This window comes from Streptomyces sp. NPDC059785, assembly GCF_042732375.1.
Lineage (GTDB): Bacteria > Actinomycetota > Actinomycetes > Streptomycetales > Streptomycetaceae > Streptomyces.
The window spans coordinates 182256-194440 of sequence record NZ_JBHWHV010000010.1; the positions used below are offsets into that span (position 1 = coordinate 182256).

8 protein-coding genes are annotated in these 12185 nt (G+C 71.9%); 5 read left to right on the forward strand and 3 right to left on the reverse strand.

The window, feature by feature from the left end; all coding sequences use genetic code 11:
• Positions 1 to 82 precede the first annotated feature (82 nt).
• Together ACFV6E_RS10825 and ACFV6E_RS10830 are read left to right on the forward strand one after the other, a co-directional pair.
• The gene (locus ACFV6E_RS10825; protein WP_385166386.1) at positions 83 to 3304 is read left to right on the forward strand and encodes a sacsin N-terminal ATP-binding-like domain-containing protein; all 3222 of its coding nucleotides are present in this window, start codon (positions 83 to 85) and stop codon (positions 3302 to 3304) included.
• Positions 3305 to 3462: 158 nt separating this feature from the next.
• On the forward strand, positions 3463 to 4794 hold the full coding sequence (locus ACFV6E_RS10830; protein WP_385460543.1) for an RNA-guided endonuclease InsQ/TnpB family protein: 1332 nt from the start codon (positions 3463 to 3465) through the stop codon (positions 4792 to 4794).
• Between the two features lie 17 nt (positions 4795 to 4811).
• Here ACFV6E_RS10830 and ACFV6E_RS10835 read toward each other — a convergent pair whose 3' ends face one another.
• Entirely contained in the window at positions 4812 to 7328 is a 2517-nt protein-coding gene (locus ACFV6E_RS10835; RefSeq protein ID WP_385460546.1) for an HAD-IC family P-type ATPase, read from the reverse strand.
• Positions 7329 to 7471: 143 nt separating this feature from the next.
• A complete protein-coding gene (locus tag ACFV6E_RS10840) occupies positions 7472 to 7738 on the reverse strand; it encodes a DUF2530 domain-containing protein (RefSeq protein ID WP_385166390.1) in 267 nt (88 codons plus the stop codon).
• A gap of 276 nt (positions 7739 to 8014) precedes the next feature.
• On the opposite strand from ACFV6E_RS10840, the gene ACFV6E_RS10845 reads away from it, so the two are divergent.
• On the forward strand, positions 8015 to 9469 hold the full coding sequence (locus ACFV6E_RS10845) for an NCS2 family permease (RefSeq protein WP_385166399.1): 1455 nt from the start codon (positions 8015 to 8017) through the stop codon (positions 9467 to 9469).
• A gap of 63 nt (positions 9470 to 9532) precedes the next feature.
• Here ACFV6E_RS10845 and ACFV6E_RS10850 read toward each other — a convergent pair whose 3' ends face one another.
• Positions 9533 to 9715: a ribbon-helix-helix protein, CopG family gene (locus ACFV6E_RS10850; RefSeq protein ID WP_385166392.1), complete on the reverse strand. Its 183-nt coding sequence runs from the start codon at positions 9713 to 9715 to the stop codon at positions 9533 to 9535.
• Positions 9716 to 9859: 144 nt separating this feature from the next.
• Here ACFV6E_RS10850 and ACFV6E_RS10855 point away from each other — a divergent pair, with 144 nt between their 5' ends.
• Positions 9860 to 10297, forward strand: a complete 438-nt coding sequence (locus tag ACFV6E_RS10855) for a MarR family winged helix-turn-helix transcriptional regulator (RefSeq protein ID WP_385460549.1) — start codon at positions 9860 to 9862, stop codon at positions 10295 to 10297.
• 503 nt (positions 10298 to 10800) lie between these two features.
• Positions 10801 to 12147: an MFS transporter gene (locus ACFV6E_RS10860; RefSeq protein WP_385460552.1), complete on the forward strand. Its 1347-nt coding sequence runs from the start codon at positions 10801 to 10803 to the stop codon at positions 12145 to 12147.
• Positions 12148 to 12185 lie beyond the last annotated feature (38 nt).

Consider the following 12185-nt stretch of genomic DNA (forward strand, 5'->3'; position numbering starts at 1 on the left):
CACCGACCGGTGTGCGCGGTGGTGTGCGGCGGGGCGGTACCTTCGGTCTCACGTCGACGTGGGCCGATGAGGAGAGTGAACCGTGAGCAAGTTCGTGCGGTCTGCGGCCGAGGGCGCGGACCCGTTCGGTACGGCGCGTCTGCGGCGCGGAGTGCTGGACGCCTGGGCCACCAGCCCGGCCCGGTTCCGCGAGGACGCCAACGCCGAGGAGGACCTCGTACTCGGCGGGTACCGGGACCGGCTCGTCGTCGAGCTCGCCCAGAACGCGGCCGACGCAGCGGCCCGCGCGGGAGTGCCGGGCCGGCTGCGCCTCACCCTGCGCGAGGGGGTGCTCGTCGCCGCCAACACCGGCGCCCCGCTCGACGCCGCGGGTGTGGAGTCCCTGTCGACCCTGCGGGCCTCCGCCAAGCGGGACGCCGAGACCGGCGGGGGCACGGCCGTCGGCCGGTTCGGCGTCGGCTTCGCCGCCGTGCTCGCCGTGACCGAGGAGCCGGCCGTCGTCGGCCGGCACGGCGGGGTCCGCTGGTCGCTCGGCGAGGCCCGGCTGCTGGCGGCCGACACCGCCCGGCACAGCCCCGGCCTCGGGGACGAGGTCCGCCGCCGCGACGGCCATGTGCCGCTGCTGCGGCTGCCGTTCGCCGCCGAGGGCAGCGCCCCGGGACCGTACGACACGGCGGTCATCCTGCCGTTGCGGGACGTCGCCGCCGGGGAACTGGCGGAAAGGCTTCTGCGCCAGGTGGACGACGCGCTGCTGCTCGCGCTCCCCGGCCTCGAAGAGGTCGTCGTCGAGATCGGCGACGAGGGCGAGGGCGACACCGGAGTACGTACGCTGCGGCGTCGGGCCGATGAGCACGGCGTCGTCATCGAGGACTCCCGCGACGGCGTCACCCGCTGGCGTACCGCCGCCGCGCACGGCTCCCTCGACGCCGGGCTGCTCGCCGACCGTCCGGTCGAGGAACGGCTGCGCCCGCACTGGTCGGTGACCTGGGCCGTGCCCGTCGACGCCGACGGCGCCCCGGCCCGCCCCCGTACCAGCCCCGTCGTGCACGCGCCCACCCCCAGCGACGAGCCCCTCGGTGTGCCCGCGCTGCTCATCGCCTCCTTCCCGCTCGACACCACCCGGCGGCACGCCGCGCCGGGACCGCTGACCGACTTCCTGGTGGAGCGGGCGGCCGACGCGTACGCCGGACTGCTCGCCGGCTGGCGCCCCGTGGGCCCCGGGATCATCGACCTGGTGCCCGGCCCGCTCGGCAAGGGCGCCCTGGACGGCGCCCTGCACGGCGCGATCCTCGCCCGGCTGCCCCGTACCGCCTTCCTGCCGCCCGCCGTACCGCCCGAGGGCCCGGACGCGCCCGCCGACTGGGCGGCCGAGCCCGGTGACACCGCGCCGGTGACCGTGCCCGTCGCGCTGCGGCCCCGGGACGCCGAGGTGGTCGAGGGCGCCGGCGCCGAAACCGTCCGCGTTCTCGCCGAGGTGCTGCCCAGCCTGCTGCCCGCCGGGCTCGAACGCCGGGCGGAGCTGCGCACCCTCGGCGTGGCCCGGGTGCCGCTGACCGAGGCCGTGGACCGCCTGGCCGGTCTGGAGAAGGAGCCCGGCTGGTGGCGGCGGCTCTACGACAGCCTGGCGGGCGTCGACCCCGACCGGCTCTCCGGCCTGCCCGTACCGCTGGCCGGTGACGCCACGGAGGAGGACGGCCCGGGTTCCGGCGCGGTGCGCACCACCATCGGGCCCCGGCAGGTCCTGCTGCCGTTGCCCGACGGCCCCCGGATCGCCTCCGACGTCCTCGCCCGGCTCGGGCTCAAGATCGCCCACCCGGACGCCGCGCACCCGCTCCTCGAGAAGCTGGGCGCCCTGCCCGCCACGCCCCGCGCCGTCCTGACCACCCCGCAGGTCCGGGCCGCCGTGGCCGCCTCGCTGGACGACGACGGCGGCTGGGACAGCGCGGGCCCCGACGCCGAGGAGCTCGCCGAGGCCGTGCTCGCGCTGGTCCGTGACGCCGCCCTGGAGCCGGGCGACGAGCCCTGGCTCGGCGCGCTCGCCCTGACCGACGAGGACGGCGAACTGGCGCCCGCCGGTGAGCTGGTCCTGCCGGGCAGCCCGTTCGCCCAGGTCATGCGTGAGGGGGAACTCGCCGCGGTGGACGCCGAGCTGGCCGGGCGCTGGGGCGAGCAGCCGCTCGCCGCCTGCGGGGTGCTGGCCGGTTTCGCCCTCGTCCGCGCCGCCGACGTCGTCCTCGACCCGGACGAACTGGAGCCCCGCGACACCGACTTCGCCGAACCGGACGACGCCGGGCTGCTCGACGCCGTCGACGTGTGGTGCGAGGACGTCCTCGACCGGCTGCCCGACAGCCCGGTACCGCCCGTCGCCACCGAGATCGTCGCCGTCCGCGACCTGGACCTGGTGGACGACGACCACTGGCCGCGGGCGCTGGCCCTGCTGTCCAAGCCGCCGCTGCGCGACGCGCTGACCCAGCCGGTACGGATCCTGCTGCCGGACGGGACGCACGAGATCGTCCGCCCGTACACCGCCTGGTGGCTGCGCGGGCACCCGGTGCTCGACGGGCGGCGGCCCGCCGGGCTGCGCGCCGCGGGCGGCGACCCGCTGCTGCGCGGCCTGTACGACGAGGCCGACGCCACCGGCTTCGACGACGAACAGGTACTGCGGGCCCTGGGCGTACGCACCTCCGTGGCCGCCCTGCTCGACGAGCCCGGCGGCGCCGCGGAACTCCTCGACCGCCTTGCCGACCCCGGCCGCGAGGTGACCTCCGCCCAACTGCACGCGCTCTACGCGGCGCTGGCCGAGCTGGAGCCCGACAAGGTGACCCTGCCGGACGAGCTGCGGGCCGTGGTCGACGGGCAGGTGCGGGTGGTCGACGCGGCCGACGCCGTGGTGGTCGACTCGCCCGACCTGCTGCCCTTCACGGACGGGGTGCCGCTGCTGCCCGTACCGCCGGCGCGGGCGGCCGATCTCGCCGAGCTGTTCCAGGTGCGGCGGCTGAGCGAGTCGGTGCCCGGCGAGGTGACCTCGCCCGGCACCGAGCACGAGGTCCCCGAGTCCGTACGGACCCTGCTGGGCCCGGCCGCGCCCGCCTCGTACGTCGAGCACGAGGAACTGGTCGTGGACGGCACCGAGCTGGACTGGCGCCGCACCCGGGACGGTGTCCTGCACGCCGCCACCCTGGAAGGCGTGGCCGCGGGTCTCGCCTGGGCGGCCGGGCAGTGGCCGCGCCGCTTCGAGGTGGCCGCGCTCCTGGAGGACCCCTCCCGCACGGCGGAGCTGGCGCGGGACCGCTGGTTCGACTGAGGGCCAGTGGCGGCCAGACTTCGAGCCGGTCACTGTCGGGGGCGTGACCCCGTTCCCGGCAATGACCTTGATCACTTGTTCGTGGACCGTGTGTAGTGTGAACTGGGGAACGGCTGTTCCTGGCGACAGCCGATGCTGTGTGTTCGTACGATCCTCGCATGCAGCTTCGGTATGCCTTCCGGTTGTATCCGGAGCCCGGTCAACGCACGGCGTTGGCCCGGGCGTTCGGGTGTGCGCGGGTGGTGTTCAACGACGCGGTACGAGCCCGTCGGGACGCCCACGCGGCCGGGCTGCCGTTCCCGAGCGCGGCCGAGCTGTCGAAATGGCTGATCACCCAGGCCCGGCACACGCCGGAGCGTTCCTGGCTGGCCGAGGTCTCCGCGGTGGTGCTGCAGCAGTCCCTGCGAGATGCGGAGGTCGCGTACCGAAACTTCTTTGCCTCGCTGAAGGGCGAGCGCAGAGGGCCGAAGGTGAGGGCGCCGCGGTTCAAGTCGCGCAGGGATGCCCGGCAGTCGATCCGGTTCACCGCGAACGCCCGCTGGAAGATCACCGGCAAGGGGCGGCTGGTCCTGCCGAAGATCGGCGCCGTGCGGGTGGCGTGGTCGCGGTCCCTGCCCGCCGTGCCGTCCAGCGTGACGGTGATCCTGGACGCGGCGGGACGGTACTTCGCGTCCTTCGTCATCGACAGCGATCCCGCCACGGACCGGACTCGCTTCGATGCTCCCGACTCCGACCGGGTCGTCGGCATCGACCTGGGCCTCACTCACTTCGCGGTACTTTCCGACGGCACGAAGATCGACAGCCCGCGGTTTCTGCGCCGGGCGGAGAAGAAGCTGAAGAAGACCCAGCGGGAGCTGTCCCGCAAGCGGAAGGGGTCGAAGAATCGGGCCAAGGCCCGGCTGAAGGTCGCCCGCGCCCATGCGGCCGTGGCCGATGCGCGCAAGGAGTTCCACCATCAGTTGTCCACGCAGTTGATCCGCGAGAACCAAGCGGTCGCGGTGGAGGACCTGGCGGTCTCCGTCCTCGCGCGCACCCGGCTGGCCAAGAGTGTCCACGACGCGGGCTGGGCCCAGTTCGTGGCCATGCTCCAGTACAAGGCGCAGCGCTACGGGCGGACCTTCGTCAAGATCGGCCGGTTCGAGCCCACCAGCCAGGTGTGCTCGGCCTGCGGGTACCGGGACGGACCCAAACCCCTGCACGTGCGGCAGTGGACCTGCCCCGCTTGCGGTGCCGTCCACGACCGCGACCACAACGCCGCGATCAACGTCAAACAGGCCGCCGGACTGGCGGCATCGGCCTGCGGAGCGCCGGTAGGGCCAGAACCCGTTCTGGCACAGCGCGAAGAAACAGGAAGTTACGGAATCCCACCCCGACCCGTGCCGCGTAGCGGGACAGGTCGGGGCAGGGATGGCCAGAATCCTCGGATTTCAGTCCAAGGAGCGAGTCAATCCAAGCTCACCGTGAACACAACACACACTTCATCGACGTGAAGTAGTAAGAGGCAGCCTCACGCGGGAAAGCGGCGGTCGACCCACTTCCACAGGAACTCAAGGGCGGCCGCCGCCACCGCCGCGATGCCCACCGCGGTCCACGGCATCACCGAGCCCACCAGGCGCAGCGCGAAGAAGTGCTGGAGCCACGGCACGGCGAGCACCAGCAGGAACGCCACCCCCATCGCCGCGACCAGGCAGACCCGCCACCAGGTGTAGGGCCGGGCGATGATCGCCAGGACCCACATGGAGATCAGGAACAGGGTCAGCGTCGCCGCGCTGGTCTCCGCGCCCAGCGCCCCCGACCCGGTGTAGTAGTGGCGGGCGATCAGGTACGTGACGAAGGTGGCCACCGCGGCCAGTACGCCGCCCGGGATCGCGTACCGCATGACCCGTTTGACGAAGTGCGGCCGGGCCCGTTCCCTGTTCGGGGCGAGGGCCAGGAAGAACGCCGGGACGCCGATCGTCAGCGTCGACAGCAGGGTCAGATGGCGCGGCAGGAACGGGTACTCCACCTGCCAGCACACCACGAACACCGCGAGCAGCACCGAGTAGACCGTCTTCACCAGGAAGAGGGTCGCGACCCGGGTGATGTTGCCGATGACCCGGCGGCCCTCCGCGACCACCGAGGGCAGCGGCGCGAAGCTGTTGTCGAGCAGCACGATCTGCGCGACGGCCCGGGTCGCCTCGGACCCCGAGCCCATGCTGACCCCGATGTCGGCGTCCTTGAGGGCCAGTACGTCGTTGACGCCGTCGCCGGTCATCGCCACCGTGTGGCCGCGGGACTGGAGCGCGCCCACCATGTCGCGCTTCTGCTGCGGGGCGACCCGCCCGAAGACGGTGCCCTCCTCCAGCGCCTTGCCCATCTCCTCGGCCCGCTCGGGCAGTTCGCGGGCGTCGACCGGTGTGGCGGCGCCCGGCAGCCCCAGTTTCCCGGCGACCGCGCCCACCGAGACGGCGTTGTCCCCGGAGATCACCTTGGCCCGGACGTTCTGCTCGTCGAAGTAGCGCAGGGTGTCGGCGGCGTCCGGGCGCAGCCGCTGCTCCAGGACGACCAGGGCGGTGGCCCGCACCCCTTCCTTGACGTCCGGGGCGTCCAGTTCCCTGGCGGCGCGGGCCAGCAGCAGTACCCGCAGCCCCTGCTCGTTGAGCCGCTCGGTCTCGCGCAGCGCCGCGTCCCCGGCGGGCAGCAGTACGTCGGGGGCGCCGAGCAGCCAGGTGCTGGACTCCCCGTCGCCCTCGCTGAAGGTGGCCCCGCTGTACTTGCGCGCGGAGGAAAAGGGCAGCGACTCCGTGCAGCGCCAGTCGTCACTGTCGGGGAAGGCGGCGACGATGGCCTGGAGGGAGGCGTTGGGGCGGGGGTCCGACTCACCGAGCGCGCCGAGGACCTTGCGTATGTAGCCCATCCGCGCGTCGTCACCGTCGCCGTCGTCATGGCCGTCGTCATGGCCGTCGCCGTCGTCATGGCCGTCGCCGTCCTCATGGCCGTCGCCGTCCTCATGGCCGCCGTCGTCGTCATGGCCGCCGTCGTCGCCCAGGGGCCGTACCTCCGTGACGTCCATGCCGCCCTCGGTGAGCGTGCCGGTCTTGTCCAGGCAGACGGTGTCGACGCGGGCCAGTCCCTCTATCGCGGGCAGCTCCTGCACCAGGACGTGCTTGCGGCCGAGCCGGATGACGCCGATCGCGAAGGCGACGGAGGTCAGCAGCACCAGCCCCTCCGGCACCATCGGCACGATGCCGCCGACCGTCCGCGCCACGGACTCCTTGAAGGCGTTGTCCTTGACCACGAGCTGGCTGATGACCAGGCCGATCGCGGTCGGGACCATCATCCACGTCACGTACTTGAGGATCGTGGAGATGCCGCTGCGCAGCTCGGAGTGGACGAGGGTGAAGCGGGAGGCTTCCTCGGCGAGCTGGGCCGCGTACGCCTCGCGGCCCACCTTGGTCGCGGTGAAGGCGCCGCCGCCCGCCACCACGAAGCTGCCCGACATGAGCTGCTCCCCGGGGCGCTTGACGACGGGGTCGGCCTCGCCGGTGAGCAGCGACTCGTCGATCTCCAGGCCGTCGGCCTCGGCGACGGCGCCGTCCACGACGATCTTGTCGCCGGGCCCGATCTCGATCACGTCGCCGAGGACGATCTCGGAGGTGCGGACGCCGACGGCCTTCCCGTCCCGGCGGACGGTCGGCTTCGACTCGCCGATCACGGCCAGCGAGTCCAGGGTCTTCTTGGCCCGCCACTCCTGGATGATCCCGATGCCGGTGTTGGCGATGATCACGTAACCGAAGAGGCTGTCCTGGAAGGGCGCCACGAAGAGCATGATCACCCAGAGCACACCGATGATCGCGTTGAAGCGGGTGAAGACGTTGGCGCGGACGATCTCCATCAGCGAGCGGCTGCTGCGGACGGGAACGTCGTTCACCTTGCCCTGCGCGACCCGCTCGGCCACCTCGGCGGCGGTCAGTCCGCGGGCCCGTCCGGGCGGTGCTGAGGGGCGGGCGGGGTCGACGTCCGTGCCCGCGTCGGTGTGCGTCATGGATCCGACGGTACGTGCGCACATACGGCTTCACCTGCCGAGTGCCCCAAACATCCATCCTGGGGAGGACGGGAAATCGCCGGGGATCGTGCGGTGGTAGTACTCGGCCCCCGGGAAGTGCCGGGGTATACGAAAACCGCGGCCTAGTCGGTGACGGCGGCCCTGTGGGCGGCGTCCCGCTTGATGGCCGCGTCGCGCCCGCGGACGTACCAGACGCCGATCAGGCCGAGACCCCCGCCGGCCAGACAGGTCCACAGCCACCAGGTGTGCCCGTGGTCGTCGAACCAGCCGTAGAAGGGGAGCTGCACCAGGAAGAGGACGAACCAGAGGATCGTGCCGCCGGTGATGGTGGCGACGACGGGCCCCTCCAGGGGCTCCGGCGCCTCGTGCTTGGGAGTCCACTTCGCCATGGACACAGCTTACGAGGGCGGGGCGGGGGCTTGGCCGGGGGCGGGTGCCGGTGCGGTCTCCGAAGGCCCGAGGCCGTCCGGACGAACGGTGCGCGCGCCCTTCGTCCCAGCGGTCTACGCGCGGAGATAGCGATTTCGACCTCATATGTTCATACTGAAACAGTCTGAGACTGGCGCTTTATGTTCGTATGAAACGCCAAAGGCAGCCGAGCCGGGGTACCCCACCCGCCGGCCCCCGTACCGGCCCCCGAAGGCCCCGCACGCATGAGGACCCGCATGTCCCCCTCGGCCACCACCCAGGCCCCCGCCCCGGAAAAGCAGCCGTCCCCGCGGCCCGCGAACGGCGCACTCGACCGCTTCTTCAAGATCTCCGAGCGCGGCTCCACCCTGGGCCAGGAGGTCCGCGGCGGCTTCGCGACCTTCTTCGCGATGGCCTACATCATCGTGCTGAACCCGATCGTCCTCGGCAGCGCGAAGGACATGTACGGGCACCAGCTCGACAACGGCCAGCTCGTCACCGCCACCGCCCTGAGCGCCGCCTTCACCACCCTGCTCATGGGCGTCATCGGCAACGTACCGATCGCGCTGGCCGCCGGACTCGGCGTGAACACGGTCGTCGCGCTCCAGCTCGCGCCGCGCATGGCGTGGCCGGACGCCATGGGCATGGTCGTGCTCGCGGGCATCGTGGTGATGCTCCTCGTCGCCACCGGTCTGCGGGAACGCGTGATGAGTGCGGTGCCACTGGGTCTGCGCAAGGGCATCTCGATCGGCATCGGCCTGTTCATCCTGCTGATCGGCCTGGTCGACTCCGGTTTCGTCTCGCGCATCCCGGACGCCGCGCAGACCACCGTGCCGCTCCAGCTCGGCGCCGACGGCCACCTCAACGGCTGGCCCGTGCTGATCTTCGTCCTCGGCACGCTGCTCACGCTCGCGCTGATGGTCCGCAAGGTCCCCGGCGCGATCCTGATCTCGATCGTCGCGATGACCGTCGTCGCCCTGATCATCAACGCCGTCGCCGACATCCCGTCCTGGGGCCTGACCACCCCGACGTGGCCCGGCAACCCCGTCTCCACCCCCGACTTCGGCCTCCTCGGCAAGGTGAGCCTGTTCGGCGGCTTCGACAAGGTCGGCGTGCTGACCGGCATCCTGTTCGTCTTCACGGTCCTGCTGTCGTGCTTCTTCGACGCGATGGGCACGATCATGGGCGTCAGCGACGAGGCCAAGCTGAACGACGCCGACGGCAACATGCCCGGCATCAACAAGGTCCTGCTGGTCGACGGCATCGCGGTGGCCGCGGGCGGCGCCACCTCCTCGTCGGCCACCACCTGCTTCGTGGAGTCCACCGCCGGTGTCGGCGAGGGCGCGCGCACCGGCTTCGCGAACATCGTCACCGGCGGGCTCTTCGCCGTCGCGCTCTTCCTGACCCCCATCGCCACCATGGTTCCGTCGCAGGCGGCGACCCCGGCGCTGATCGCGGTCGGCTTCCTGATCATGTCCCACTCGATCAAGGACATCGACTGGACGGACTACACGATCGCCATCCCGGCCTTCGTGACGATGCTCCTGATGCCGTTCTCATACTCGATCACCAACGGCATCGGCATGGGCTTCATCACCTTCGTGGTGCTGCGCCTGGCGGCGGGTCGCGTCCGGGAGATCCCCGTGGCGATGTACGTGGTGTCGGCCGTGTTCGCCTTCTACTACCTGATGCCGGCGCTCGGCCTGACCTGAGCCGACAGCGCGTTGCGGAGCGGGGCCGGAGCCCGGCACCCCGCGCATGGGGGGCCGGGGCCGTCATCTGACCCCGTAGAACCGCTCCGTCTCCTCGACCGCGGACTGGAAGCGCTGGTCGAAATCCTGCCGAATGAGCGTCCGGACGACATAGTCCTGGACGCTCATTCCGCTTCTGGCGGCGTGCTGCCGGAGCCGGTCGAGCAGCTCCCCGTCCATCCGCAGGCTGAGCACTCTGGTCCCCATGCCGACGAGGGTTCCGGTCCCCGTGTGGGCGACGGGTGGCTTTTTGTTACCAACTCACTCATATGAGTGACGTACTGGTTCAGTGGCCCGATTCACGGGCAACCCGGTGGTCTTTAGTCAGAGTAATGAGTTACCCTAAAGAACATGCCTGACCTCACCCATGGCGACGATGCGGCCGCTGTGAACGCACTGCGGTCCGCAGTGATGCGCCTGTCCCGTCGACTCAAGCACCAGCGGGTCGACGAGACGCTGAGCCCCACCGAGATCTCGGTGCTCGGCACCCTCGCCCGCTGCGGCACGGCGACTCCGGGCGAGCTGGCCCGCAAGGAGCACGTCCAGCCGCCCTCGATGACCCGCATCGTGGCACTGCTCGAAGCCAAGGGCCTGGTCAGGCTGGAGCCGCATCCGGAGGACCGGCGCCAGAAGGTCGTCACGCAGACGGAGCAGGCCGAGACCATGCTCGAGGAGAGCCGCCGCAAGCGGAACGCGTGGCTGGCCGGTCTGGTGGAGACTCTGGACGAGGACGAGTGGGAGAAGCTACGGGCGGCGGCGCCGGTGCTGGAGAAGCTCGCGCATCAATGAGGTGGGGCGGGGCGGGGCGGACCGACGGTAGGCCCGACCACCACCGGGCCGCCCGCCCAGCTCCGTCCGCCCCGCCCGGCTCCGCCGGACCACCCGTCACCCGCGACCGTCCGCTGTCCGCCACTGCCGAACCACCCACGACCGTCGGCCGTCCGCCCGTCGCCCGCCTCCGCCGGATCACCCACCGGCTGCCGGGCCGCCGGGCCTTCGCTCCCCCCGCTTCCCAGCGAGCCCGCCCGCCACCACCGCCCTCGACCGCCGCCTCGGATCCCTACCCACCGCCCGCTGGGCCCCGGCCCCCGCTTCCCAGCGGGCCCGCCCGCCACCCCCCCCGGGCCACTGCCGTCTCGCCGCCTCCGACCGATCGCCTGCGGGCGACCCCTCCGACCGACCACCTCCGACCGATCGCCTCCAACCACCCGCCGACACCGCACCCACCGCCTACGGCCGCCCAAGCGTCCCGTTCGTCCCCACCGCACGTCCGCCCGAGGAGGCGAAAGCTTTTGAGTACGGGATCCGGAGCAGATTCCGCCCCCGCACCTGACACCCACGACACCGCGTCCGCGCCGCAGGCCAAGTCGTCGATGTTCAGCTCGCTGAAGATCCGTAACTACCGCCTGTTCTTCATCGGCCAGGTCGTCTCCAACACCGGCACCTGGATGCAGCGCATCGCCCAGGACTGGCTGGTGCTCAGCCTGACCGGCTCGTCCGCCGCGGTCGGTATCACCACCGCGCTGCAATTCCTGCCGATGCTCCTGTTCGGGCTGTACGGCGGCGTCCTGGTCGACCGGCTGCCCAAGCGCCCGACCCTGCTGGCGACCCAGACGGCGATGGGCCTGACGGGCCTCGCGCTCGCCGCCCTCACCCTCTCCGGGCACGTCCAGGTGTGGCACGTCTACCTCGCGGCCTTCGCCATGGGTCTGGCCACGGTCATCGACAACCCGGCCCGGCAGTCCTTCGTCTCGGAGATGGTCGGCCCCGGCCAGCTCCAGAACGCGGTCAGCCTGAACTCGGCGAACTTCCAGTCGGCCCGCCTGGTCGGCCCCGCCGTCGCGGGTCTGCTGATCACCGGCGTGGGCACCGGCTGGGCCTTCCTGCTCAACGGCGTCTCGTTCGTCGCCCCCATCACCGGTCTGCTGCTGATGCGTGCCCGCGAGCTGAACGTGGTGCGGCGCGCCCCGCGCGGCAAGGGCCAGCTCCGCGAGGGCCTGCGTTACGTCGCCGGGCGCCCCGAGCTGATCTGGCCGATCGTCCTGGTCGGCTTCATCGGCACCTTCGGTTTCAACTTCCCGGTGTGGCTGTCGGCCTACGCGGACGACATCTTCCACGCGGGCGCGGGCACGTACAGCCTCTTCAACACGTTGATGGCCGTCGGCTCGCTGGCGGGCGCGCTGCTCGCCGCCCGGCGCGGTACCGCACGGCTGCGGATGCTGATCGGCGCGGCCCTGGCCTTCGGTGTCCTGGAGATAGCGGCGGCCCTGGCTCCGTCGCTGTGGCTGTTCGCGCTGCTGATGGTCCCGATCGGGATCTTCGGCCTGACGGTGAACGTCACGGCGAACACCACGGTCCAGATGGCCACCGACCCCGCCATGCGCGGCCGGGTGATGGCGCTGTTCATGATGGTCTTCATGGGCGGTACGCCGCTCGGGGCGCCCCTGGTCGGCTGGATCACCGACACCTACGGCTCCCGGGTGGGCTTCGCCGTCGGCGGCCTGATCTCGGCCGCGGCCGCGGTCACCGTCGGCCTGGTCCTGGCCCGCGTCGGCAACCTGCGGCTGTCGGTCGGCTGGCACCGCGGCCACCCCGAGGTCCGCTTCGTCCCGAGAGAGCGGCTGGCGACGGCGGCCTGAGGGCCGACGGGCCACTCCCGGCCGGGAGTGGCCCGTCG